The sequence below is a fragment of the Pseudomonas algeriensis genome (genome assembly GCF_048847255.1).
Taxonomy (GTDB): domain Bacteria; phylum Pseudomonadota; class Gammaproteobacteria; order Pseudomonadales; family Pseudomonadaceae; genus Aquipseudomonas.
Genome location: NZ_JBKKRK010000024.1, coordinates 34,010 through 58,584, shown reverse-complemented (window position 1 = coordinate 58,584; position 24,575 = coordinate 34,010). Strand labels below are relative to the sequence as shown.

Here is a 24,575-nt window from a genome sequence, read left to right as displayed (position 1 = left end):
GCTCCCTCGCCATGGGATAAGTGTTCATACTCCCCCCAGTTGGCCTATGCTGCCCAGCATGACGCCGCTTCATACATGAGGGATGCCCGATGTTTTATGTGCAACGCGATGCACAAGGCCTGCTGGTGCGCGTGGAAGCCACCGCTTACGCCGAGGCCACCGAGACCTTGCCGGCCGACAACCATGAGATCCAGGACTGGTTCGCCAACCAGGCGGTAGAAAACAGCCTCAAGCAACTCAAACAAAGCGACCTGGAGATGATCCGGGTACTCGATGACTTGATCCAGGTGCTGACCAGCAAAGGCGTCATCCGCGTCACCGACCTGCCACCAGCGGCCCAGGCCAAGCTGATGGACCGCAACCAGGCCCGTGAAGCGCTGGGTGGGTTGAGTCGGTTGATCGATGACGATGAGAAGGGGTTGATCTAGCCTGCCGCCAAGGCTGGCGCCATTGCCTGCAGCACACCGAACCTGTGGCGAGGGCGCTTGCTCCCGTTGGCCTGCGAAGCATGCCCCAGCCCGTCTATATGCGAAACCGTGTTGGCAGGTTTTACGACTGCTGCGCAGCCGAGCGGGAGCAAGCTCCCTCGCCACGAATTTTTTGGTGTCTGGGCTGACGCTATCGCGAGCAGGCTCGCTCCCACGGTAGATCAGTGTTGACCCTTTATATTCCGGCTCGACACAGATCCAGTGTGGAAGCGAGCCTGCTCGCGATAGCGGTCTTCGGTTTATTACGAGGCTGTCAGGCTGGCGCTTGCACTTCAAGCCGATCCATCGCCCGCTCCTCCGGCGCGACCCACAACCGCCATAAAGCGCTTGCGCGTCGTCTTTTAACCGGCTTGCCGCCAGTGTCACCGTTTTTTCGATGACAAACTCAGACTAGCCACGAGACAGCCGCCGGACAAATTCACCGAGTTCGCTTCAACTCGAAGGAAATCTCCTAGGACGTTAATTGAGGGGGCATATCCGTTGCTGCGGTAAAGGCTGCTGGCGGTTCCGCCCTTACGGCGGGTTACTTTTTTCAGACGCCAAAAAAGTAACCAAAAAGGCTTTGCGGTATGACTCACCCACATGGGTTACAAATCAGTTCACGCACATAGGTAACAGTTTTTAACTGGCAGGGTCGGTTTTCGAGGATCTGACCATGCCATGGCGAGAGCTGAAACCTATGGACCTGAAACTGCTGTTCATTGCGGACTACATCAAAGGCCCGCCCAGCTTCAGTGCGCTTTGCCAGGCCTACGAGATCAGTCGCAAGACTGGCTATAAATGGGTCGAGCGCTATGAGAGGGAAGGGCCCGCCGGACTGGAAGAACATAGCCGTCGTCGGCTTACCCAGGAATGGGTAGTGCCCCTGGCTGTCCGTGAGGCGATCATTGAATTACGTGGTCGGGGTGAGACAGAGCCTGGCCCCAAGAAAATTCAGGCGGCTTTGCTCGAGCGTTTTCCTGACCAGGCGCCGCCATCAAAGACGTCGATCTACAACATCCTAAAGAAAGCTGAGCTGGTCAAACCACGCCGATTGCGTCAACGGGTGGCGGTTTATCCCAAACCACTGCAGAAAGCAGAGGCTCCCAACCAGCTATTCAGCGCCGATTACAAAGGCCAATTCCTGACAGGTGCGGGCGTCTGGTGCTATCCATTGACGATCATGGACCATGCCAGTCGTTTCTTGCTCGCTTGCCACAGCATGGCTAGCACCAACTTCCAGGAAACCCAGGCGGTGTTTGCTCAGGTGTTTCGTGAACATGGTCTGCCGGAGCGCATTCGTACCGACAATGGTGTTCCGTTTGCGAGCAAAGGGCGTGCGGGCCTTTCCCAGTTGTCGATCTGGTGGTTGCGTCTAGGGATCATTCCCGAGCGGATCGCCCCCGGCAGGCCGGAGCAAAATGGCCGACATGAACGTATGCATCGAACGTTGAAAAGCACTCTTCCGTCACCCCCAGCAGTAGCGTGGGAGGCTCAACAACGGCACTTTGATCGTTTCAGGCAACATTACAACTATGAGCGTTTGCATGAGGCTCTTAATCAGAAGACACCTGCGTCCTGCTATGAGCCTTCGTCCCGCCAATATCCCGAGAAGCTTCCCGAGATGACCTACCCGAGCCATATCGACAGCCTCCAGGCGGACTGCTCGGGGATCGTCAATCGCCATGGTCTAAGGATCTACGTCGGCTATGTGCTCAAGCACCAGACCATTGGACTGGAGCAAGTAGAGGACGGGATCTGGGATGTTATCTTCGGTCCAATCATCCTGGGACGGATTGATGTAAGAGATGCCATTGATGGCTACGTGACACTCCGGGTGTTACCTATGTGAGTGCACTTTTTTGTAACCCATGTGGGTGATCCGTATACCAAGCCTTTTTTGCTTACTTTTTTTGGCGTCTGAAAAAAAGTGAGTCGCCGTAAGGGCGAAACCGCCAGACGCCGTTACCGCAGCAACGGATATGTACTCGGCCAAAAACCTAGCAAGCAATCCTCACCCCCAACGCTTAGGCTCACCCACCAACTGCCCCTGAACCCCAAACAACCCCATCTCACGAATCACCGCCAACTCCCCTTCCGTCTCCACCCGCTCAGCAATCAACGGCAGGTCGATACTGTGAGCAGCACGCTGGATGGCCTCGATGAACAAACGCTTGTCACTTTCCTGGTCGATCGCACGAATGTAGCTACCGTCAATCTTCAGATAGGCCAACCCCAGCCGCGACAGGTTGCCAATCATGCTGAACCGCCCACCAAAGCGCTGCAGGCTCAAGGAGAAACCAAGCTCGCGCAACTGCCGGGTCAACTGCTCCAACACCGCTTGCTCGGGCAGTTGCTCTTCACCAATCTCCAAGGTCAGGCGCGGCCCGAGGTTGGAATGAGCCCGCAGGATTTCAAAGACCTTGTTCAACGCCTGAGGATCGGCCAGGGTCGCGGAGGACAGGTTGAGCGCCAGGGATTGTTCGTGCCCGGCCATCTGCTTGAGCACCTGTTCGAGCATCAAGCGGTCCAGGCGCGCGGTCCAGCCGAAGCGCTCCAGCCAAGGCAGGAAGCGTCCGGCGGGGATGGTCTGGCCTTGGTCGTCAAGCAGCCGCGACAGCACTTTGTAGTGCAGCACGACCTGGGTGTCCTGGGCAGCCACCACCGGCTGGAAGTACAGTTCGAAGCGTTGATTGCCCAGGGCCTGATCGAGAAGTTGGTGCCAGGCGTGGTGATCATCGCCCACGCTGGCGGAAGCGCTATGCTCCAGGCAGGCCCAGCCGGGCTCGCCCTGGCTTTCGGCCTGGGCCAGTGCCTGGTCGCCAAGCTGGAGCACTGCCTGCGGCGAGTCGCCATGAACGAACGGAGCGAGCCCGATGGACGCCACCGATGCCACGTCGGTCGCGCCGGTGGCGTGCAAACTCGCCAGCGCGCCTTCCAGATTCTGCGCCAGCTGCAGCGCCTCCTCGCGCACCAGCCCGGGTGCCAGCACCGCGAACTCCCCACCGCGTATCCGCGTCACCAGGTTATGGGTTTCCGGGTAGCGAGCGCACTCACGCGACAACTGCTCGCCCACGGCTTTGAGCAACTGATCGGTGCGCTGCCCGCCCAGCCGCTGGTTCAGACCGGCGAGGTCCTTGACCCGCAACAACAACAGATAACCGGAACTGGCCTGTTCCGGGTTGCTCACCCGCGCATGCAACTGCATCTCGAAATACCGTCGATTGGCCAGCCCCGTGAGGTTGTCCTGATAGGACTCCACCCGCAGTTTTTCACTGCGCTCGGCCTGTTCCTGGAACAGCGCCTTGAGCTTCTCGACCATCTGGTTCATCGCTTGGACCACACGCCGCAATTCAGGTGTGCGCGGCAGCTCCGGCAGGCTCAAAAACTCACGTCGGGCGATGGCGTGGGACTGGTGAACCATGTAGTCCAGCGGCTTGAGCTGGCGACGCAGCAGCAAGGCTCCCAGCACCGCGCTCACGGCGCCGCACAGCAACAACCAGCCCAGACTGCCCAGCGCGCTCTGCCACAGCTTGGCGAGGGCGAACATCGGGTGGCTGACCACTTCGACCCGCGCCGCCTGTTCCCAACCGCGGCTGACAATCGCATCGCCGCCGGCCGGCTCAAGGCCGATGAGCTTGATAAACCACTGCGGTACATTGCCGGCATCCGGGGTGCCGGTGCGCTCGGCCAGGGTCTTGTCGTTTGTCACGTCGACCACGCGGATGCTGGCGTAGTAGCCGCTGTCGAAGATCGAACTGACCATCAGCTCGACCATCGCCGGGTCGTCGATGTTCGGCGTCAACGACAGCGCCAGCGCCGTGGCCGCGTCCTGGGCATGGGAACGCAGCTGATTGACGTACTGGGTCCGCGAACTCTCCAGGCTGACCATGAAGCTGCCGCTGAAGGCAACCACCAGGAACAGACAGATAGCGATCAACAGCTGTTTGAACAAAGACATCTGAGCGCGTGCTCCTAGTTAGTCGTCTCGACCGGGAAACCTTCGGCCTGCATTTTCTTCAACACATCCTGCCACCGGGACAGGCGCTTGGTGTCGCCCACTTTCTTGTTGCCCTTGCCTGACAGCCACAGCCCTTCGGCATTGAAAGAGTAGACCGGCAGCAAGTCGGTTCGCTGGCTGGCCGGCTGGATGCCGTCGATCAGGCTATCGAGTACCAGTGGCATGGCATCGGGGGTGGCGTAATACGTCAGCACCATGTGCGCGCGGTTCTGCCGCAACGCCTTGACGTAGGTGATGCGCAGCTTGTCACTGGAAACCCCTAGATGGCGCAGGCTGAAATACTTGGCGATGGCGTAGTCCTCGCAATCGCCCGCGCCCTTCCACAGGGCCTGGATCGGGGTTTCCCAATAATCGGTCTCACGCCACAAATCGAGGTCTTCCACGTAGCGCACCTGTTTGTTGAAGAACAGGTTCACCACCTTGAGCTGTGCAAGCTCAGGAATCTGCTTCTGGGTTGCCAGCAACTGCTGCCACGCATCGATCCGCTGCTGCCCGTCGCCCAGCGGTCCATATAACGCTTGCGCCCGCCGGCTTATCTGCGCAAAGTCCCAGTCGGCTCGCAGGCCGCCCAGCATCAGGCCTGCCAGCAAAAATGCCGAACACAGCCAGCGCAAGGACCTGAGGACCGGGGAAGGTGCAGCCAAGGGAAATACGTCCGAAAAGGGCCGTTGGAAAAATTCGTTGGATGGTGCAGCCTGGACCGGCAAAAAACAATGGCAGGTTGCAATCACCGCAAGCAGTCTAAACTTTAGTTCAGGAACCGAGGCCGCGAGATTTTGACGGCTTGGCATTCTGTAACTAACGTTGCCTTGGATCCAATCATTGTGACTACAGTCAGGTGTTGTCGTGACACAGAAGCCCAAACCACTCAGCACTATTCAGGTCAACGGGCCCATCCCCGCTGCCCAGGCCCGCGCAATCATTGAAAGCTCTTTGCGCGAAGCCATTCTCGACGGGCGACTGCCAAGCGGCACAGCGTTGCGCCAGCAGGAATTGGCAGACCTGTTCGGTGTCAGCCGCATGCCGGTACGCGAAGCGTTGCGCCAGCTCGAAGCGCAGTCATTGCTCAACGTGGTCCAGCACAAGGGCGCGGTGGTAGCCCCGCTGATTACCAGCAATGCAGTCGAAACCTACGCCTTGCGGTCGGTCCTCGAAGCCTTCGCCCTGCGCTTGTCCATTCCTCTGCTAGACGACAATGACCTGGCCATGGCCGCCGAATACATCGAGCAATTGGAAGGCCAAGTTGATCATGCACAGATCGCCAAGCTCAACCGTCTATTCCACATGTCGCTTTACCATAAGGCGCCCAACGCCAAGCTGTTGGACCTGATCGAACATGAGCTCAATGAAGAAGAACGTTTCCTGCGCTTTCACCTTTCAGCCATGGGTTTGGGCAAGCTCACCCAGTGTGACCATCGCGCGATACTCGCCGCGGCGGTAGCCAAAGACATCGACCTAGCGGTTCATCTGCTTAAAGAGCACCTCGAGAAAGCCTCGGTCACCATGCGTCGGTACTTGAAGCAGTAGCCGAACCGCAGCCCCAGCGCCGACCACCTGGTCGGCGTAGCACTTTCTTACACATCCCTCCTACACCCGATTGCCAGCAGGGCACGGCCTGACCGTGGCCGCGGTGCGTCGCTGCATCAGTTCAATGGAACTGCTGTCGATTTGGGCTCACTCTTGCGTTTATCGGTTCAAAAAAAGACCTGAAGAAGTCAGCGCCCGGCAATAGCCAGGCGAATCGAAGCCATCACGCAAGGAGCGCCGCCCAACTGGCGGGATGACCTGGAGGTCCGACCGGGTTCCCGTCCATAAAACATCAACTTCTTACTTCCCTTGATCCCTGAAGTGCTCCGAGTGAGGCATTCACTCGAACCATTCGATTCTGATCGTTATAAATCGGAAGGAGCAACTTCGCGCCAATAAAACTTATAAACAAAGTTTTAACCATCCTCTTCGCGCCCAATAAAAACACCGCTTTAAATATAAAAAAAATAACTTGCGAAGCGTTTGAAACTTGTACTAATTTTTTACTCGTCGAGTTGCTATCGACGCCCACAGGCACCATGGTATGCGCCTGTAGCAAGCCACACAGCCACAAGCAGGTATCAGTTAAAAGTTCCAAGTGAACATGAATTCCGGTTCGCGCACTCGCTCGCCCCGACAAAAACAGGCGAGCAACTTTCCGGACAAACAATATTGATGAGGACGTTCCAATGCAGCCAACCAAAGAACAACTATCTCTGAAAAAACACGAACTTGGTGAACACCCGGTTTTTTCCGAAATAACATCAATCGACCTGTTGCGCCGTTTTATGGAAAGCCACGTTTTCGCCGTGTGGGACTTCATGTCCCTGACCAAGCGGCTGCAAAGGGAACTGACCTGCATCCAACTGCCGTGGCTGCCACCCGCCGACCCCCATGCCGCGCGTCTGATCAACGAAATCGTTCTGGGAGAAGAATCCGACGACCGTCCCGGTGCCGGTTATTGCAGCCATTTCGAACTGTATCTGGACGCCATGCGCGAGGTAGGCGCGGACACCCAGGCGATTGAACAATTCATCGCCCTGCAGCAAGAAGGCGTCAGCCCCGAAACCGCGCTGGACAGCGTCGAGGTAGAACCGGCCGCCGCGCGCTTCGTGCGCCAGACCCTGCACACCGCCCTGCACGCCCCGGCCCACAGCGTGGCCGCCGCGTTCGTGCATGGTCGCGAAAGCGTCATCCCGCAGATGTTCCAGCGGATGCTGGACGCCTGGGGTATCGGCCTGGATCAGGCACCGACGTTTCGTTATTACCTGCAACGCCATATCGAGGTGGACTCCGAAGACCACGGCCCGGCGGCGGAAAAATTGCTGGCGCGGCTGATCGATGGCGACCCGCAGCGCGAGCGCGAAGTCCTCGCCGCTGCCCTCGCTGCCGTCCACAGCCGCGCAGCCTTGTGGGATGGCCTGCGCCTGAGCATGACCCAGCCGGTTGCGCAGGTGACGCCATGAATGCCATCCAATACCAGTCATTCGCCGACGCCTGGGAAAGCCGGGCGACGATCCGTACCCGGCCACGGCGCCGGGTCGAGGATGACGACAAGCTGATCTTTCCCATGAGCCGCCAACCCATGGTGCACAGCCAGACCTTCCTGACCCATTGCCCGCAATTGCGTGATTTTGTCCTGGTGCAGAGTCTCTACAAGTTCATCAACGACGTGGTGATTTTCGAGACCGAGCTGGTGGATCACACCGCCCGGCGCATCGCCAAGAACCGCTTTGGCATCGAGTTTCCATTCGCCTGTCGCTATGACGCGATGACCGTGGTGGTGGACGAGGACTACCACGCGCTGGTGGCGATGGACTTCATGCAGCAAACCATCGACATGACCGGCATCGCACCGATCCCGTTGCCCCAGCAGATCGAGCTCAGCCGTGCCATTCCGGCCACGCTGGCGCGAACACCGGAGCATCTGCTCAGCGCCGTGGAGTTGGTCTGCATCGCCATCGCCGAAAACACCGTGACCAACGAAGTGGCAGCCTTTGCCCGGGACGACTCGGTCAAGGCCTCGATCAAGGGGCTCATGGCCGATCACCTGCAGGATGAGGGACGCCACTCCGGTTTCTGGACGCGGCTGGTACAGATTTACTGGCGCGCCGCGCCCGAAGAGGACCGCGAGACGATTGCGCGGCTGATGCCCGGTTTCATCGCCGATTACCTGGCGAGCGACCTGCAGCAGGCGTTCGATTTCGAGCTGATCAACCACTTGCCGATCGACGAATCGGCACGCCAGTCGCTGCGCGAAGACGCCCGGGCGCTGGCTTATCTCATCAACCGTTTTCACCCGTTGGTGGGCAACATCACGCGGTTCTTCCGCGGCAGCTCGATGCTGGCGTCAGCCTGCGTGCGCGATGCCCTGGCCGACTACCTGACCCCATGAGGACCTTCCGATGAGACGCCTCGAAATCGCAATGTCTGGCCACAGCCAGGCCCTGGCCGAACTGGCCCGGGAACTTGAACGACACGGCCACGCCGTCGTGGGTCCACAATCACCGGCCGGCGACCGCGCGATCGACCTGTTGATCGACGATGGTACGGCGCCAGGGGCCATCGAGGCTGGTGTTGAGCTCCGGCTGCGCGTGGCATTCCAGGAAGCGCCCGGCCAGGCATTGCCGCGGCCGGTGGTGTTTTTCCGTGACGCAGCGCAGCGACTGCTGGTCCACGAAGTGATCACCACGCCGAGCGACGGCAACGGCCAGTCGCTGCGCCAGCAGGCAATAACCGCAATCGTCGAGCACGGCGCACGGCTGGTCAGTCATCTGTCACGCGATGAGCACGGTTTCGATCAATGGCCGACGGCCCCGCACGAGCCCAGCGACCAACCCGAGCACGGGCTCGATGCGTTGGAGCCGCTGGCCTTCAAACACTGCCTTAACCGGCCCGCCGTACCTTGGCTGCTGGCGGCCGCAAAAATGCCTGTCATGCACAGCATCGAGCAGCGCATGCTCGACGACGCATCGCAGCCTGCCCTGTGGGTCGAGGGTCAGCTCATCGACTACAGGACCTTGCGCAATTGGGTGTTGCGGTTGCAGGAGGCCATAACGGCAAGCCTGGGAAGAGCAACCGATCATCCACGGGTGATCGCCGTGTGCCTGCCCAAATCCGCGCAGCTGTACGCTGCAATCCTTGCGGTGCTGGGGTGCGGGGCGGTGTACCTGCCGCTGGACCCGCAACACCCGGCGCAACGCCGGCGGTTCATCCTCGACAACGCCAAGGCCGATCTCTTGTTGCACGATGGCGACAGCGACCTGGGCGATAGCCCGACGCCGATGCTGAATGTCCATCGGCTGTCTTCGTCCAAGCCTGGCCTCCCGGCCTCGACGATTCGCCGCGTGGTGAATGCCGACGAACCAGCCGTGGCGATCTACACCTCCGGCACCACCGGCCAGCCCAAGGGGGTCCTGCTCAGCCACCGCAACCTCAGCCATTTCTGCGCCTGGTACGCAGATCATGTCGAGCTGCGGCGCGACAGCCGAGCGTTGCAGTTTTCCACCATCAACTTCGACGCATCGTTGCTGGACATCTTGCCGACCTTCATCCAAGGCGGACTGCTGGTGGTGCCCAGCGAGGATCAGCGCCGCGACCCGCAGCGACTGGAGTCGTTGATGCGTGAACAGCGCGTCAGCCATGCCTTCCTGCCGCCCGCGCTGTTGAGCGTCATGCCGCTGGAGGCGTCATTGAGGCTGGCGCACCTGATTACTGGCGGGGACGTCTGCGAGCCGTACGTGATCGAGCGACTGGCGCCGCAGTGCCGGTTCCACAATATCTACGGCCCGACGGAAACCACGGTATTGGCCACCACGCGGCAATTCGCCGTAGGCGATAACAACCGCAACCTCGGTATACCCATCGGCAATGCCCGCGTGCTCATCCTCGACGAACACCTGCAACCGGTGCCCCAGGGCACACCCGGCGAGCTGTACATCGCAGGGCCTGGAGTCGGCCTGGGGTACCTGAACGATCCAGTGCTGACCAGCAGCCGTTATCTCGACCTGACGCTGCCCAACGAGCAAGCGCTGCGGGTCTATCGCACGGGGGATATCGGCCAGTGGACCGACGACGGGATCGAGCTGTGCGGCCGCCGCGACAACCAGGTCAAGATCCGCGGCTTTCGGGTCGAGCCCGAGGAGATCGAGCATTGCCTGCGCGACAGCCAAGTGTTTCGTCAGGTGGCGGTGGGGGTCGACGAGCGACGGCGGATCCTGGCGTTCCTGGCGAACCCCGTGGACGATCGACCCGGCGCGGCCCTCAACGCCTTGCGCCAGCATGTGCAGGATTCGCTGCCGAGCTACATGCACCCGGCGGCCTATGTAGAGCTGCCCAGCCTGCCTTACACCAGCAACGGCAAGGTCGATCGCCGGGCATTGCTGGCGTCGGCGGGATCGGTCCAGGCAGGAGTTCAAGGACGTCAGCCACAAAATGCATTGCAAACCCAGCTCCGACAGCTATGGGCCGAGCTGCTGCAGTTGCCAGCCGAGGACATCGCCATCGACGAGAGTTTTTTCAACCTTGGCGGGCATTCGATCCTGCTTTCGCAGCTGCTGTTGAGTCTCAGGCAGACGTTTGGTCGCAGCCTGTCGATCAACCGCTTCATTGAAGCACCGACGCTGATCACCTTGGCGAAGTTGCTCGATGCCCCCGACCAGAGCGATGCACCCTCGCTGAGCCCCCAGGCTTTCATCGACGCCGAAGCCGAACTCAACCTCGCTCCACTGCCCATCAGCCAGAGCGGTGATGTGCATAAAGTGGTCGTGACCGGCGCCAACAGCTTTCTCGGCGTGCATATCGTCGAAGCGTTGCTGGCGTGGGGGGCCACGGAAGTGGCGTGCCTGGTGCGTGAATCCGGCGGGCAAAGCGCGGCCCAGCGGTTCGCCCAGGCCCTGCGGGAAAATCGCCTGGAGCATCTGGACCTGAGCCGTGTCAGCGTCTACGCCGCCGACATCACCCAGCCACAACTGGGCTTGCCGGACGACACCTACCAGCGGATCGACAGCACGTTCGGCGCGTTGGTGCACAACGCCGCCCATGTCAATCATGTGCTCGACTACGAGTCCCTGGCGCGGGACAACGTCGAGCCCATCTTCGAATGCCTGCGGCTGTGCGAAGGGCGCAGCAAGAAAATCTTCAACTTCGTCTCGACGCTGTCGGCCTCCAGCACCCTGGACGCTAACGGGCAGGTGCTGGAGCAGCCAGCAGCAAGGACACCGCCGATCTACATCAAGAATGGCTACAACCTGTCCAAATGGGTCGGCGAGCGGATTCTGCAACGGGCCCGGGACCTTGGCGTCCGGGTCAATCTGTTCCGTCCCGGCAACATCAGCTTCAACAGCCAGACCGGGGTCTGCCAGCCCCACAAGAACCGCTTGATGCTGATGCTCAAGGGATCGATCCAGCTCGGCCAGGTGCCGGATCTGTCGCTCAATTTCGACCTGATGCCGGTGGACTTCCTGGCCCGCTTCATCGCCTTCCACGCCAGCCGTTACCAACCCAACCAGGCCGTGTTCAACCTGCACAATCCCGAACCCTTGAGCTGGGACGCCTATGTGGCGTCGTTCCGCGACAGTGGCCGGGAATTCGCGCTGGTCAGTGTCGCGGACTGGCAACAGCAGCTGGCGCGGGTCGATACCGACAACGCGCTGTTCGGCGTACTGGGTTTCTACCTCAACGGCTTCGAAGAGGACATCGGCGACATCTCCCTGATCCGCCATGACAACGCCCGGTCCGGCGTGAGGCAGATGGGCACCCGTTACCCGGAAAAGTCCCCGGCCCTGCTGCGCCGCGGTGCTGATTACCTCAAGGCCATCGATTTCATCTGAAGCAACCCAACCCCACGCAAGGAGCAAGACCATGAGTGCTTTTCAACCCGACACCCTGATCAAGAACCCTCAAGCCTGCCATGTCGAAACCTCGGTGCAAGTGCCCGCCGACGCCGCGCGCGTCTGGGAAGTGGTGGGCGACTTCGGCGGGTTCAACCGCTTTATTCCAGCCCTTGAATACATCGAAATGACTGGCGACGGCGTGCGTTCGCTGCGCAAGAAATTCTTCCGCGACGGACAAAACCTAGTGGTGGAGCAACTCAACAGCCGCGATGACCAGGCCATGCACATGACCTGGACGCTGATCTACAACACCCTCGGCATCGACAACCTCTGGGCGGCGATGCGCGTCGAGCCCCTGGGAGACAGCCGCTGCCGCGCCACCTGGACCATCATCGCCGACCACACCGAGGCGCACACACGGGAAGGGTTCAGGGATTTCCTGCAAGGGTTCGCCGATGAGGCGATGGGAAATGTGGTGAAGATGTTCGCCTGACCAAAAAACCCTGTGGGAGCGAGCCTGCTCGCGATGGCATCAGCCCAGACAACCCACACCCGTGGCGAGGGAGCTTGCTCCCGCTCGGCTGCGCAGCAGGCGTAAAGCCAGCCAACGCGGTCCGCCTGCAGGCTTGCAGGGGCCTGCTGCGCAGGCCAGCGGGAGCAAGCTCCCTCGCCACGGGGGATCGGGTCCGTCAGATCTTGAAGCTGTCCACCAGTTGCTTCAATCGATTGGCCTGCTGCGACAAGGCATCGCAATCCTTCAGGGTTTCGTTGAGGTTGGCGACGCTTTGCTGGTTCAACGTATTGATGTGCGTGACGTCCATGTTGAGGGTCTCCACCACGGCTGTCTGTTGCTCGGTCGCGGCGGCCACGGATTGGTTCATGCCGTCGATTTCGCCGATGCGCTGGGTCACGCTGACCAAGCGCAAGCCGGCCTGGTTCGCCACTTCCACGCTCTCCTCGCTGGAAGCCTGGCTCGCGTTCATCGTGGTCACCGCTTCACGGGAGCCGACTTGCAGCGAGGTGATCATCTTGTGAATCTCTTCAGCCGACTCCTGGGTGCGGTGCGCCAGGTTGCGCACTTCATCGGCCACTACAGCAAAACCACGTCCGGCCTCCCCGGCACGGGCCGCTTCGATGGCGGCGTTCAAGGCCAGCAGGTTGGTTTGCTGGGAGATGCCCTTGATCACATCCAGGATGTGCCCGATGTTGTCGGTGCTGGCGTTCAGGGTTTCGATCTGGGTGCACGACAGGCTGATTTTCTGTGACAGCTCGGTCATCGCCTGGATGGTTTTTTCCACCACCTGACGACCATCGTCCGCTTGCTCGCTGGCGCCACTGGCGTGTTGCGAGGCATCGGCGGCGTTACGGGCGATTTCCTGGGTCGCGGCGCCCAACTGATTGATCGCGGCGGCCACGCTATTGGTGCGCGCGCTCTGCTCATCCGATCCAACCAGGGAGGCGTTGGAAGATGTCATCACCCGTTGCGACAGGTCATGCACCTGACGCGTGGCGGAAGACACTTCGGCGATCGACGCGTGGATACGTTCCACGAACTGGTTGAACGACCCTCCCAATACCGCGAATTCGTCCTTGCCCTGCACCACGAGGCGCCGGGTCAGGTCGCCTTCACCCTGGGCGATGTCCTGCATGGCGCGGCCCATGGTGGTGAGCGGGCGCATCAACACCTGGATCAGCAGACTCAGCAGCAACGCAATCGCAGCCACTGCAATGAACATCGCAATCAACGCAGACGTACGGAAATGGCTCAGCGGTGCGTAGGCCTTGGCCTTGTCGATCGACAGGCCGATATACCACTCGGCGCCCGGCAAACCTGCCACCGGGGTGAACGAAAGGATGCGGTCCTCCCCGTTCAGCTCAACTTCCTGGATGCCCTTGCCGATACGCACAGGGGTGCCGGGGTAGATGTCCTTGAGGTTTTTCATTACCTGGTCTTTGTCCGGGCTGACGATGACCTGGCCGTCGCCGCTGACCAAAAACGCATGACCGATCCCGCCAAAGTCCACGGAGTTGATGATTTTCACGAGGGTTTCCAGGCTCAGGTCACCGCCCACCACGCCCAACAATTCACCGTTGTGCTTGACCGGCAGGGCAATGGTCACCACCAGGCCGCCCACTGCCGCCGCGTAGGGTGGGGTCAGCATGGTTTTATCGGCGGCCACGGCCTGTTTGTACCAAGGGCGCTGACGCGGGTCGTAGCCGTCGGGCATCTTCGCGTCAGGTCGTTGAGTGAACACGCCGGTGTTCTGGCCCACGTAGGTGAACTGGAAGTTCGAGGTCAACGCCGGCTGGTCCACGAGCCCTGGCAAATCGGCGCCCGCCCCTTGGTGCGCGATGTTCTGAGCCAGGTTTTCCAACACCAGCACCCGCCCGCTCATCCAGTTCTGGATGCTGCTGGCCGTCAGGTCACCGGATTGCTCGATGGAGGATTCCAGGCTGCGACCGATGGTATTGCGTTGCAGGTAATCGTTATAGAGCGTGAACAGGGCAAAAGCCAACACCACCACACCAGAGGCGGCCAAGAGGATTTTGTGGCTGAACTTAAGATTCATGGAGGGACTTCTTATGCAGGGGATGGGGGTGCATTCCGGTTGGCAGTTCCATGTAGCCGCAAGAGCTGGAGATTGGATCCGCTCCATTTTGGTGCACGCATACCCTTCTGTCGGCCAACCCGTGGAAAAGATTAGGCCCTTGTTCAATTGTCCGACGAGATGATTGCCAACATCACACAGCCTGCGTCGAACAGTGGTTGCAAATTTAATGAACGCTTATGACAATGCGACCTATTATCATTTGTGATATCAGGCTATTGCGCTCATGTCCTCCCCCCAGTTAGCAGTACAGGCGCTTTATTGCAGCCATCACGGCTGGCTCCATACATGGCTGCGCCACCGACTGGGCAACGCCGCCGATGCGGCTGACCTGGCCCAGGACACCTTCGTGCGCCTGCTGCAACGCACCGAACGCCTGGAACTCACGGCACCGCGCGCCTTCCTGCGCACCATCGCGCAGGGCTTGGTGATCGATCACTGGCGCCGGGAAGAAATAGAACGCGCCTACCTCGAAACCATCGCGCATCTGCCGCAGGCCCAGATCCCAAGTGCCGAAGCCCAAGCCCTGATCCTCGAACTGCTGGAGGGCATTTCCCGCATGCTCGACGGCCTCAAGCCGAAAGTACGCAGGGCGTTCCTGCTTGCACAGTGTGACGGCATGACCCACAAGCAGATCGCCGAGCAAATGGGCATCTCGCTTCGGTCGGTGGAGCGGTACGTCGCCGATGCGCTGTACCACTGCTACGTGCTGCGCTATGAAGATTGAGCCGATCGACCCGCCATCGCGCGGTCGAGGTCCTTCGCAACTGGTGGTCAAGCAAGCGATCCATTGGCTGCTGCGCCTGCGCAACCATGCCGCCAATCCGATCCTTCGCCAACAGTGCGACGCCTGGCGCATCGCCCATCACGATCACGAATTGGCTTGGCAACGGGTGCAATCGCTGCACAGCGAACTCACCTCCAACCTGCGCGCCGTGCCCAGTGCTCATATTGCCCTCGACACCCTGGAGGCCAGCGCCCAGCGCCTCGGTCGACGCCAGGCCCTGAAATTGTTGTCCGGCGTCGCCGTGGTGGGCGCCGCCGCATGGCTGGGCAAGGACCTAGGCTGGCAGCCGTGGCGTGCCGACTTCGCCACTGCCACAGGCGAACGACGCGGCTTCCAACTGCCGGACGGCACACGACTTGAACTCAACACCCACAGCGCCGCCGACCTCGACTACACCGCCAGCCAGCGTCTGATCACGTTGACCCGCGGCGAAATCATGGTCACCTGTGGCCGAGACCCAGGACGCCCGCTGCTGGTGAAAAGCCGAGAGGGTCTGTTCGAAGGACTGGAAGGGCGCTTCGTCGTGCGCCAGGACAGCGGCTGCACGCGCCTGGGCGTCACCAGCGGCCGGGTCGCCATTCGCTCACATCGCAACAGCGAGGGCGCGCCGATCCACGTGGAGGCAGGGCAAAGCTACATCGTCAGTTCATCGACAGCGACCCTGGCGCCGCCCCTGGACATGGACGCCGGCGCCTGGGCGGACGGCTTGATCGTGACGCGCAACATGCGCCTGGAAGACTTCCTCAACGAGGTCGGCCGCTACCGCCGGGGCTGTCTGAGATGCGCCGCCTCGGCCGCGGACCTGCGCTTGTCCGGAGTCTTCCGCCTGGATGACATCGACAAGATGCTGGCCGTGCTCCCCCGCACGCTGCCCGTGCAGCTGCATTATCGAACCCGCTGGTGGGTCACGGTGGAACGTGCGGCCTGATTTTTTTGGCGGGTTTTGCGAGGGCGTCCGGCTAGGACAGTAAGTAACGCTTATCTGCCTTCAGCGACTCCAACGGAAACCCAAAATGACTGAGCGCGTAACCCTCAAGACCTCCTTCGGCTGTTCCTCGCAAACCAGCCCTTTGCGCCAAGCCGTCCACGCCGCACTGCTGAGCACCGCGCTGGGCGTCAGCGCCGTGCCGATGCTCGCTGTCGCCGCGCAGGACGGCGTCACGGCCAGCCGTCAGAGCTACAACATCGCGGCAGGCCCGTTGAACGAGGTGCTGAATCAGTTCGCGCGCCAGGCCGGGATTACCCTGGCGAGCACCCCCGAGCAAACCGCTGGCCGCCAGTCGCCTGGGCTCAAAGGTGACTACTCGGCGGACCAGGCCTTGGACCAGTTGCTCAGCGGTTCGGGGCTGATTGCGGTCGGCCAGGAAGGCAGCGGCTACGTATTGCAGGCCCAGGCCGGGGACAGTGCACTGGCGCTGCCGACCACTGACGTCAAGGGCTTCGCCCTGGGTAACGCCTTGGGCAGCATGGCGGGCTACAACGCCACCCACAGCCAAGTCGCGACCAAGACCAGTACCGCCCTGCGAGAGACTTCACAAAGCGTATCGGTGGTGACGCGCGAGCAAATGGACGACCAGGGCGCGCAGACCGTATCCCAGGCGATGCGCTACACCCCCGGCGTGCTGACCAACCCCTACGGTGCGACCCATCGCTACGATTACGTGGCCATGCGCGGCTTCAACGACGGCTCGGTGGATAACATCTACCTCGACGGCCTCAAGTCCATGGGCGACAGCGGCACCTACAGTTCCATGCAGGTCGACCCGTACTTTCTCGAGCGCGTCGACATCCTCAAGGGCCCGTCGTCGGTGCTGTATGGCCGCAGTTCTCCGGGCGGCCTGGTGGCGCTTACCAGCAAAAAGCCGCTTTATGAGGCCTACCATCAGGTCCAGGCCACTGTCGGCACCCAGGGCCAGCGCGGCGTGGGCTTCGACTTCAGCGGGCCGGTGGACGATGAAAAACGCATCGCCTATCGCCTGATCGGCCTGGCGGACACCTCCGATACCCAGTTCGATCACAACAAAGAAAAGCGCTTCACCCTGGCGCCCACCGTCAGCATCGACTTCACCGAGGACACCTCGCTGACCCTGCAAGCCTACCTGCAGCACGAACCCGACGGCGGCTACCATGGCGGCGTACCGGCCGACGGCGCACTGCACCCGCGCAACGGTCGGCGGATCTCGGAAAATTTCTTCGAAGGCGAGCCCGGCGTCGACGTTTACGAACGTGATCAGCAGTCGTTCGGTTATCAATTCGAACACCGTTTCAACGATGTCTTCACCGCCCGGCAAAACTTCCGCTACCTGGACTCCGACGTCACCAACAATCAGGTCTATGCCTTCGGCTGGACCAGCCCCACCAGCAACGAGTTGAACCGTTACTACACCGGCGCCGATGAAAAGCTGCATTCGTTCATCGTCGACAACATGCTGCAGGCCGAATTTTTCACCGGCGCGACCAAGCACACCGTGCTGATGGGCGCGGACTACCAGCGGCGCAAGACCGTGGTCGACTGGACCAGCGGCAGCCTCGCCCCGATCAACGCCTTCGACCCGGTCTACGGAAACTCGGCGATCACCAACGTCAGCGCGACCAGCTACGTGCGACGCCTGGAGCAAACCGGTGTCTATCTGCAAGACCTGATCGAAATGGACAAGTGGCGCTTCTCCCTGGGCCTGCGCCAGGACTGGGTCGAAACTTCGGATGAAAACCGCATCGCCGAAGCTGGTCGCCCTGAAGGCACCGAGATCAATGACAAGCGCACCAAGCTCACCGGCCGCGTCGGAGCGCTGTACCTGTTCGACAACGGCCTGGCCCCGTACATCAGCTACTCGGAGTCGTTCAACCCCAACTCCTACGCCGACAGCGCTGGCAATCCACTGGCGCCCACCGACGGCAAGCAGTGGGAACTGGGCTTGAAGTACCAACCGCCAGGCACCGATGATTTGTACACCGCCTCGCTGTTCCGCATCGATCAGGAAAACCTCGCGACCAAGCTGCCCCAGGAAAATTTCTATCGCGCCGTCGGCGCCGTTCGTTCCCAAGGGCTGGAACTGGAAGCGCACGTACAGTTGACCGAGCAGTTCAAAGTGCTGGGCAGCTACACCTTCACCGACATCGAATATTCGAAGTCGATGGTCAGCACGCTGAGCACCCCGACCAACATCATCGAAAACAAAGGCAACTCACCGACCCAGGCCCCGCGCCACATGGCCTCGGTGTGGGCGGACTACAAGTTCGACAGCGGCACGCTCGATGGCTTGCGACTGGGCGGCGGCGTGCGTTATGTCGGCTACAGTTGGGTCGATGCGGAGAACACCATGAAGGTGCCGTCCTACACGTTGTTCGATGCGTCGGTGGGGTATGACCTGGGCAAGGTCGGCTTGAAGGGCGTGGACGTGCGCCTGAACGCGAACAACCTGACCAACGAAACCTACGTCGCCTCGTGCGCCAGCCTGAACTTCTGCTACATGGGCGAAGAGCGCAATGTGGCGGCTACTGTGAGTTATCAGTTCTGACTCATCCTCCCGGCCAGACGCATTTGTCTGGCCTGAAAGATACCCCTGTGGCGAGGGGATTTATCCCCGCTGGGCCGCGCAGCGGCCCCAGTTTTTTTGGGCCCGCTTCGCGGTCCAGCGGGGCGGTGCGACGGTTCGCTAAATCCCCTCGCCACAACAGTTATCTCTTTGCTCTTAGGCCTGAACGGCCTTCGCCTCTTCCCTCACAACGCCTTCCTCACCCGCAAACCGATTCGCCCGCCCGAACGTGCCGAAATCGTTGAACCGCACGCCCATCTCCCGCATCACCTCATGGGCCACCGGCACCGTCATCTGCCGGATGTAGAACGGCTCCTTCACCACGAAATGATGAATGCCATGGCTGCTGCCGAAGTTGAAGCAGAACGCCTGCAACGGCCACAGCCACCAGGGGTTCAACACTTGGGTCTGCTGGATGACATTGCCCGGCTCGATGTCGCCGTAGTAATGCATGTTCGAACTGATGAAATGCAGGCAAAAGGTGCGCAGCACATTCGGGCCGATGATCACCACGGCGGCGATGTCGATGATGTGCATCGTCGCCAGGGTATTGGCCGACCAGTCGATGGAAGCGCCCAGTAGCCCGGCCACAGCGTTGGCCCCATGAAAACCAAGGAACACGTACCAGGCGCCCCAATGCAGCAGTGCCAGTGGGAAGTACACCTTCAGCGTACGCTTGAGGATGCTGCGCTTGTGCGCCCAGGTCTTGGCTCGCAGGAGGCGGATGAACGCCGACATCACGTTGTCACCCACCATCAGCAAACGCGCCAATCCCCACGGCTCACCGTTGGTAATCGCCCGCTCTTCCAGGTCCGCTTCGCTGCCGGATACTTTGTGGTGGTTGAGGTGCAGATGACGGCGGATCCATGGGTTGATGGTGCTGGGCCGCGCCAGCCACACCAGACCCATCATCACGTTATGGGGCACGCGCTGCTTGCGGAAGTACATGCTGTGGATCAGGTCATGTTCCAACTCGTGGGTCAGCGAGGCGAAAAACGCGTTGAGCAGCAGGCAGGCCCAACCGGCCAGGTGACCGTTAATGTAGAGCAGCGCCGAGCCGATCATCCCGGCCAGGGCGAACGCCAGGATGCCTGCGCCCAGCGCGTCCTGGTGCTGCAGGATCGGGTAGCGCCGACGCAATTCCTCACCTCGGGCCAGGACAACCTGGCGAATGTGGGCGGCTCGCTGTTGTGCATTCAATCGCTCGGGGCTTGCGCAAGTGCCGTGCATGGCTTACATCCTCTGTTAACGATGTGCTCATCCTGCCGGGCGTTGTCCCATCGGGTGGTAGCCGTAAACGCCAACCTGTTGACCGCAAGCGCCAATCGTCATGACCGAACCCACCTCCCTCGCCAGCTGGACCCGCGCCCTGCGCAAACAGCTCGATGCGCTGGGCCTGGACAGCCAAGCCCTGTGCGTGGAAGCGGGCCTGGACCCGGTATTGATGGACGACCCGAACGCCCGCTACCCGCTTTCGGCCACCACGCGCCTGTGGACGTTGGCGGTGCAGGCCAGCGGCGACCCGGCGATCGGCTTGCGGGTGTCGCGCTTCGTCAGCCCCACCACGTTCCATGCGCTGGGCTACGCCCTGGTGGCCAGCGGCAGTTTGCGCGAAGTGTTCGAGCGGATCGTGCGATATCACCCGGTGGTCAGCGATGCGCTGACCTTGCAACTGAGCCGCGGCGAAGACCGCTATCGCTTCAGTCTCGATGTACCGGCGGGACGCCCCGCTCCCGCCTTCGAAGCCATCGACGCGTTTGCCGCGATCTATGTGCGCACCTGCCGCAACCGGCTGGGCCGCGACTACGCACCGCTGGCGGTGTACCTGCGCCGCCCGCAGCCGCTGGACCCGAGCCCATGGCACAAGGTGTTTCGCGCACCGGTGCATTTCGATGCCGACCAGGACAGCCTGGAATTCAACCTCGTGGATTTCGACAGCCACCTGGACGACGCGAACCCAGAGCTGGCCGAGCACAACGAAACCGTGCTCAAGCGCACCCTCGCCCAGCTCCAGCCGCTGACTTGGGAACGCAAGGTCCGCGCCGCCATCGAAGCCCAGCTGCCCGAAGGCGAACCCAGCGCCGAACGCATCGCCCAAACCATGCATCTGAGCCTGCGCAGCCTGCAGCGACACCTGGCCGACGAAGGCTGCCGCTTCGACGCGCTGCTCAACGAATGCCGGGAGAATCTGGCGCTGCTGCATCTGCGCGATCCGCAATGCTCCCTGAGTGAGGTCAGCTACCTGCTGGGCTTCGCCGACACCAGCAGCTTCAGCCGCGCCTTCAAGCGCTGGACGGGCATGACGCCGGGGCAGTTTCGGGATGGGTTGCGTTAAGGATTGGCGAGGGAGCTTGCTCCCGCTCGGCCGGTCCGACGCTTCGGGCGCAGCAGTCGCAAAACCAGCCAACGCGATCCGCCTGTAGATCGCTGGGGCCTGCTGCGCAGGCCAGCGGGAGCAAGCTCCCACGCCACAGCTGCCGGGGGATCAGTCGGCGCTGGGTTTAAGGCTGCGTGCAAGGCCCGATGTCCAAGCGTCGACCATTGCTTCCCCTGTCGCTCGGAACGGCTGATGACTATTCATGTAGCGACGCATTTCGACCATGGCGACATCCATTCCATGGATCACCTGCTCCAACAATTCCTTGCAGCGCTTCTCTGTCAAGTTGCAGGCTGAGCGACCAAACCCCATCAGCATTTTATATTTCGGCCAGGCTTTGGAGCCGCCCAGCAGGAGCGCCATGTTGTCATTACGAATGTAAACCGCAGTACTGACCAGGTCGTAGGCGGGTGCGAGCCTGATAGATGCGTCAGCGCCACAGTGGTCATAGAGCACCCCGAAATTCTTCAGGTGCGCATCACCATTTTTCAAACCAGCCGAAAGCGCCACGATTTTAAACAGAGACTCCAGCGCCTGATTGAGCTTATGAGGTGAAACGTACGCCTTGATCTGCCGGGCCGCGCCTTCATACGAACCGTCGTATTTGGTTTTAGAAGGAGAGCCGTTGAGCACACAGAAGTCCTCAAAGCCCAGGTATTCGCCAGCACGTGATAAATCGAAACGCTTCACGATCAGAAACTTACCGCGTTCACTGAGCTCGAACTCCGGCACCTCAAGCCCTGCATGCAATGCGGCCCGCATACAAAAAAACTCGTTGGCAGCCAGCTCGGGAAACTCGTCCGCGCGAAAAGCCTTGATCAGGTGTGTGGCACCCCGGTGGGTCAAGCGATCGACTGTCGATGCGCTATCGCGTATGAGTACCTTGGGTTGTACGCCGGACACGCCCGAATACTGCCCATAGGTGTTCAGCAGATCGTCGAACAACCCCTCGGCCCCGTCGTGTACAAGCAAGTCAGCCAGACTGGTTTCAGGCGGCCCGGCCGGAATCTCCAAACGACCAATGCCCACCCGACCCAATTGATGAGGCCCCACGATGGCAAGCATGGCGAAGTCGTCAAAGCCTCGTACCGCTTTGCTGAAGCGGCGAACCAACTCATCACGCAAGGCGCCTTCCGGCAGGTTCATCTCAAAAATGGGTGGTACGCCGGGTGCCCATGCGTAGCCTTCAAGACGCACCGGCATGGTCAGCGAAACCGACTGCTCCTCTTGCGCCCCCGTGGAATAGGCAAACACAGATTCACTGCGCTGCTGACCCCGCCCAAGAATGCCAACCGCCGTTTCACTGACGGTGACTTGCAACCTGTCCAGGCCTTGCTCGTCAGCCATGGAAAGCATCCTTTTTCAGTGAGTCGAGCGTGGGACGTTTCGCAGGGCGAGCGACAGCTGTCAGCTCGTAGCCAAAACCGTTGAGGATCGCTTCGACCTTGCGGATACCGACTTCCGCAATCGTGTTGTTTTCGATGCCGGAAATCGTGGCACGGCTCATGCCGTACTGTGCGGCCAATGCCTGCTGGGAGAGGCGGTGTTCTTTTCGAAGTCGTCTTATCAAATCGCCGAGGTTTTCCATCGCACTTCCCGCATCATATACAGTGCACATCTATTAAATTTAGCGATATGCACTGTATTTAATTCATATTTATCGTGAAGTGTAGCGCATAAACATGTGTGCTTGCTCGGGATGACCTTCGCCCAGACAACCCATGCCCGTGGCGAGGGAGCTTGCTCCCGCTCGGCCGGCCGACGCTTCGGGCGCAGCAGTCGCAAAACCGGCCTATGCGATCCGCCTGTAGGTTGCTGGGGCCTGCTGCGCAGGCCAGCGGGAGCAAGCTCCCTCGCCACGGATGCCGCGTCGGCTTTAGTTCGTGGTCAGGGCTCGCAACCGTTCAATGTCGACGATTTCGATCTCGCCGTAGCCCAGGTGAAGAATGCCCTGGGCCTGCAGGTCCTTGAGGATCTGGTTGGTGGTCTGGCGCGACAGCGAGAGCATCAGCGCCAGTTGCTCCTGGGGCAGTTGCAGGACTCGCCGAGCCGGTTCGATTTCGCCGTAGCCTTCGGCGATCATCAGCAGGCGGTGGGCCAGGCGGGCCGGGGCGGGCATCAGGCTCAGGTGTTCGAGATTGATGAACGTCAGGCGCAGTTTGTGGCTCATCAACAAGGCAAGATGGCGCCAATAGACGGGTTGTTCTTCCAGAAAAGCCAATAGCGCAGCCTGCGGTAAATACAGCAACGAACATTGCCCGACGGCTACGGCATCGTGGGTTCGAGGCTGCCCATCGAACAGGCAGATTTCACCGAACCAATGAGGCGCCTCCACTACGCTCAGCAGCGCTTCCTTGCCCTGCTCGCTGACCGCGCCGATGCGCACCGCCCCTTCGAGCACTGCGTACAAACCGCACGGCGCGTCGCCACGCTTGAACAACCGCTGCCCCGGCGGTAAACGGCGCACCCGCGACATCTCCAGCAGACTATTCTGTAACTCAGCGGGCAAATGGCTGTACCAATGTCCGGTCAGCAGATGCGTGTGCCAGCGGTGCGAATTCATGGAAACTCCGGACAAGTGTCGGCTAGCTGACAGAGCGCCTCGTGAAACCCGTTCATCATGCAGGCATCACCCCAGGAGGAACAACAATGAAAAGCCTCGTCGATCACCTCAGTCAATACGCGGCCTACCACCGCGACCCGCGCAATATCGCCAGCCATTTCATCGGCATCCCGCTGATCTTCGTCGCGGTCGCGGTGTTGTTGTCACGGCCGGGATGGTCGGTGGGTGCGGTTCTGGTTTCTCCCGCGCTGCTGGTGGCGGTGGCGAGCGCCTGGTTTTATCTGCGCCTGGAGTTGCGCCTGGGTGTGCTGATGACGGTGCTACTGGGGCTTTCCGTCTGGCTGGGCCAGGTGCTCGCCGCGCAAAGCACAGCGCTATGGCTGGCCAGCGGCCTGGGGATGTTCGTGGTGGGCTGGGTGATCCAGTTTGTCGGTCACTACTACGAAGGGCGCAAACCGGCGTTCGTCGATGACCTCACCGGGCTGATTGTCGGACCGTTGTTCGTGGTGGTGGAAGCGGGGTTCCTGCTGGGGCTTCGCGGCGAACTGAAGCGCGCCATCGAAGAGCGCGCCGGGCCGGTGGCGTTGCGCAACCAGCGTTCGGCGGCCTGACAACACTGCCATACCAGCCTGCCACCCTTGTGGAGCGCGAACCTGTGGGAGCAAGGCTTGCCCGCGATGGCATCGCCTCGGTCTATCAGCTACACCGAGGTGTTTGCATCGCGGGCAAGCCTTGCTCCCACAATGGATCTGCGTCGTACACAAATCTCCTTGTGGGAGCGGGGGGGGGGGGGGGGGGGGGGGGCCGCCACAAAAAACGGCGCAGGGTGGCACCCCCAGACGCGCCCACACCCC

Annotated in this window: 19 protein-coding genes; 12 read left to right on the top strand and 7 right to left on the bottom strand. The window is 61.0% G+C overall.

Annotated elements, in window-relative coordinates; translation table 11 throughout:
* Nucleotides 1–89: 89 nt before the first annotated feature.
* Nucleotides 90–428, top strand: a complete 339-nt coding sequence (locus ACLK1G_RS24825; RefSeq protein ID WP_014335964.1) for a hypothetical protein — start codon at nt 90–92, stop codon at nt 426–428.
* Between the two features lie 715 nt (nt 429–1,143).
* Nucleotides 1,144–2,319 (top strand): integrase core domain-containing protein, encoded by a 1,176-nt coding sequence (locus tag ACLK1G_RS24820; RefSeq protein ID WP_420767777.1) that lies wholly within the window; start codon nt 1,144–1,146, stop codon nt 2,317–2,319.
* 162 nt (nt 2,320–2,481) lie between these two features.
* On the opposite strand, the gene lapD is transcribed toward ACLK1G_RS24820, so the two are convergent.
* Together lapD and lapG are read right to left on the bottom strand one after the other, a co-directional pair.
* Nucleotides 2,482–4,428, bottom strand: a complete 1,947-nt coding sequence (gene lapD / locus ACLK1G_RS24815; protein WP_420767776.1) for a cyclic di-GMP receptor LapD — start codon at nt 4,426–4,428, stop codon at nt 2,482–2,484.
* Nucleotides 4,429–4,442: 14 nt separating this feature from the next.
* Entirely contained in the window at nt 4,443–5,063 is a 621-nt protein-coding gene (gene lapG, locus ACLK1G_RS24810; RefSeq protein WP_420767780.1) for a cysteine protease LapG, read from the bottom strand.
* Nucleotides 5,064–5,334: 271 nt separating this feature from the next.
* Between lapG and ACLK1G_RS24805 the strand changes: the two genes are divergently transcribed.
* The 5 genes from ACLK1G_RS24805 to ACLK1G_RS24785 all read left to right on the top strand — a co-directional run bounded on the left by ACLK1G_RS24805 (nt 5,335) and on the right by ACLK1G_RS24785 (nt 12,342).
* Nucleotides 5,335–6,015, top strand: a complete 681-nt coding sequence (locus ACLK1G_RS24805; RefSeq protein ID WP_420767775.1) for a GntR family transcriptional regulator — start codon at nt 5,335–5,337, stop codon at nt 6,013–6,015.
* A 689-nt stretch (nt 6,016–6,704) separates the two neighbouring features.
* Nucleotides 6,705–7,481, top strand: a complete 777-nt coding sequence (locus ACLK1G_RS24800; protein WP_420767774.1) for a DUF3050 domain-containing protein — start codon at nt 6,705–6,707, stop codon at nt 7,479–7,481.
* Complete coding sequence (locus ACLK1G_RS24795) at nt 7,478–8,410, top strand: diiron oxygenase (RefSeq protein WP_420767773.1); 933 nt, start codon at nt 7,478–7,480, stop codon at nt 8,408–8,410. The genes ACLK1G_RS24800 and ACLK1G_RS24795 overlap by 4 nt, the downstream gene beginning before the upstream one ends.
* A 10-nt stretch (nt 8,411–8,420) precedes the next feature.
* Nucleotides 8,421–11,846, top strand: a complete 3,426-nt coding sequence (locus ACLK1G_RS24790) for an amino acid adenylation domain-containing protein (protein WP_420767772.1) — start codon at nt 8,421–8,423, stop codon at nt 11,844–11,846.
* A 31-nt stretch (nt 11,847–11,877) separates the two neighbouring features.
* Nucleotides 11,878–12,342: an SRPBCC family protein gene (locus tag ACLK1G_RS24785; RefSeq protein WP_420767771.1), complete on the top strand. Its 465-nt coding sequence runs from the start codon at nt 11,878–11,880 to the stop codon at nt 12,340–12,342.
* Between the two features lie 196 nt (nt 12,343–12,538).
* Here ACLK1G_RS24785 and ACLK1G_RS24780 read toward each other — a convergent pair whose 3' ends face one another.
* On the bottom strand, nt 12,539–14,419 hold the full coding sequence (locus ACLK1G_RS24780) for a methyl-accepting chemotaxis protein (RefSeq protein WP_420767770.1): 1,881 nt from the start codon (nt 14,417–14,419) through the stop codon (nt 12,539–12,541).
* Nucleotides 14,420–14,684: 265 nt separating this feature from the next.
* On the opposite strand from ACLK1G_RS24780, the gene ACLK1G_RS24775 reads away from it, so the two are divergent.
* The 3 genes from ACLK1G_RS24775 to ACLK1G_RS24765 all read left to right on the top strand — a co-directional run bounded on the left by ACLK1G_RS24775 (nt 14,685) and on the right by ACLK1G_RS24765 (nt 18,763).
* Nucleotides 14,685–15,185, top strand: a complete 501-nt coding sequence (locus tag ACLK1G_RS24775; protein WP_420767769.1) for a sigma-70 family RNA polymerase sigma factor — start codon at nt 14,685–14,687, stop codon at nt 15,183–15,185.
* Nucleotides 15,175–16,173 carry a FecR domain-containing protein gene (locus ACLK1G_RS24770; protein WP_420767768.1) on the top strand — a complete coding sequence of 333 codons (999 nt, stop codon included), beginning with the start codon at nt 15,175–15,177 and terminating at the stop codon, nt 16,171–16,173. Before ACLK1G_RS24775 ends, ACLK1G_RS24770 begins: the two co-directional genes overlap by 11 nt.
* An 85-nt stretch (nt 16,174–16,258) precedes the next feature.
* On the top strand, nt 16,259–18,763 hold the full coding sequence (locus ACLK1G_RS24765) for a TonB-dependent siderophore receptor (protein ID WP_420767767.1): 2,505 nt from the start codon (nt 16,259–16,261) through the stop codon (nt 18,761–18,763).
* Between the two features lie 174 nt (nt 18,764–18,937).
* Here the strand turns inward: ACLK1G_RS24765 and ACLK1G_RS24760 are convergent, their stop codons facing one another.
* Complete coding sequence (locus ACLK1G_RS24760; RefSeq protein ID WP_420767766.1) at nt 18,938–20,011, bottom strand: fatty acid desaturase; 1,074 nt, start codon at nt 20,009–20,011, stop codon at nt 18,938–18,940.
* A 100-nt stretch (nt 20,012–20,111) separates the two neighbouring features.
* On the opposite strand from ACLK1G_RS24760, the gene ACLK1G_RS24755 reads away from it, so the two are divergent.
* Entirely contained in the window at nt 20,112–21,116 is a 1,005-nt protein-coding gene (locus ACLK1G_RS24755) for an AraC family transcriptional regulator (RefSeq protein WP_420767765.1), read from the top strand.
* Nucleotides 21,117–21,266: 150 nt separating this feature from the next.
* Here ACLK1G_RS24755 and ACLK1G_RS24750 read toward each other — a convergent pair whose 3' ends face one another.
* The 3 genes from ACLK1G_RS24750 to ACLK1G_RS24740 form a co-directional block, all read right to left on the bottom strand.
* Complete coding sequence (locus ACLK1G_RS24750; RefSeq protein ID WP_420767764.1) at nt 21,267–22,505, bottom strand: type II toxin-antitoxin system HipA family toxin; 1,239 nt, start codon at nt 22,503–22,505, stop codon at nt 21,267–21,269.
* Entirely contained in the window at nt 22,498–22,746 is a 249-nt protein-coding gene (locus ACLK1G_RS24745) for a helix-turn-helix domain-containing protein (RefSeq protein WP_039594199.1), read from the bottom strand. The genes ACLK1G_RS24750 and ACLK1G_RS24745 overlap by 8 nt, the downstream gene beginning before the upstream one ends.
* A gap of 288 nt (nt 22,747–23,034) precedes the next feature.
* A complete protein-coding gene (locus ACLK1G_RS24740; protein WP_420767763.1) occupies nt 23,035–23,721 on the bottom strand; it encodes a Crp/Fnr family transcriptional regulator in 687 nt (228 codons plus the stop codon).
* A gap of 86 nt (nt 23,722–23,807) precedes the next feature.
* Here ACLK1G_RS24740 and ACLK1G_RS24735 point away from each other — a divergent pair, with 86 nt between their 5' ends.
* Nucleotides 23,808–24,332, top strand: coding sequence for an Mpo1 family 2-hydroxy fatty acid dioxygenase (locus ACLK1G_RS24735; RefSeq protein WP_420767762.1), 525 nt, complete (start codon nt 23,808–23,810; stop codon nt 24,330–24,332).
* Nucleotides 24,333–24,575: the final 243 nt, after the last annotated feature.

Coding starts and splice junctions, on each gene's coding strand:
- ACLK1G_RS24790 (WP_420767772.1), top strand. CDS start 8,421: ATGAGACGCCTCGAAATCGCAATGTCTGGCCACAGCCAGGCCCTGGCC.
- ACLK1G_RS24735 (WP_420767762.1), top strand. CDS start 23,808: ATGAAAAGCCTCGTCGATCACCTCAGTCAATACGCGGCCTACCACCGC.
- lapD (WP_420767776.1), bottom strand. CDS start 4,428: ATGTCTTTGTTCAAACAGCTGTTGATCGCTATCTGTCTGTTCCTGGTG.
- ACLK1G_RS24745 (WP_039594199.1), bottom strand. CDS start 22,746: ATGGAAAACCTCGGCGATTTGATAAGACGACTTCGAAAAGAACACCGC.
- ACLK1G_RS24780 (WP_420767770.1), bottom strand. CDS start 14,419: ATGAATCTTAAGTTCAGCCACAAAATCCTCTTGGCCGCCTCTGGTGTG.
- ACLK1G_RS24795 (WP_420767773.1), top strand. CDS start 7,478: ATGAATGCCATCCAATACCAGTCATTCGCCGACGCCTGGGAAAGCCGG.
- ACLK1G_RS24750 (WP_420767764.1), bottom strand. CDS start 22,505: ATGGCTGACGAGCAAGGCCTGGACAGGTTGCAAGTCACCGTCAGTGAA.
- ACLK1G_RS24740 (WP_420767763.1), bottom strand. CDS start 23,721: ATGAATTCGCACCGCTGGCACACGCATCTGCTGACCGGACATTGGTAC.
- ACLK1G_RS24785 (WP_420767771.1), top strand. CDS start 11,878: ATGAGTGCTTTTCAACCCGACACCCTGATCAAGAACCCTCAAGCCTGC.
- ACLK1G_RS24755 (WP_420767765.1), top strand. CDS start 20,112: ATGACCGAACCCACCTCCCTCGCCAGCTGGACCCGCGCCCTGCGCAAA.
- ACLK1G_RS24825 (WP_014335964.1), top strand. CDS start 90: ATGTTTTATGTGCAACGCGATGCACAAGGCCTGCTGGTGCGCGTGGAA.
- lapG (WP_420767780.1), bottom strand. CDS start 5,063: ATGCTGGGCGGCCTGCGAGCCGACTGGGACTTTGCGCAGATAAGCCGG.
- ACLK1G_RS24775 (WP_420767769.1), top strand. CDS start 14,685: ATGTCCTCCCCCCAGTTAGCAGTACAGGCGCTTTATTGCAGCCATCAC.
- ACLK1G_RS24765 (WP_420767767.1), top strand. CDS start 16,259: ATGACTGAGCGCGTAACCCTCAAGACCTCCTTCGGCTGTTCCTCGCAA.
- ACLK1G_RS24770 (WP_420767768.1), top strand. CDS start 15,175: ATGAAGATTGAGCCGATCGACCCGCCATCGCGCGGTCGAGGTCCTTCG.
- ACLK1G_RS24760 (WP_420767766.1), bottom strand. CDS start 20,011: ATGCACGGCACTTGCGCAAGCCCCGAGCGATTGAATGCACAACAGCGA.
- ACLK1G_RS24820 (WP_420767777.1), top strand. CDS start 1,144: ATGCCATGGCGAGAGCTGAAACCTATGGACCTGAAACTGCTGTTCATT.
- ACLK1G_RS24800 (WP_420767774.1), top strand. CDS start 6,705: ATGCAGCCAACCAAAGAACAACTATCTCTGAAAAAACACGAACTTGGT.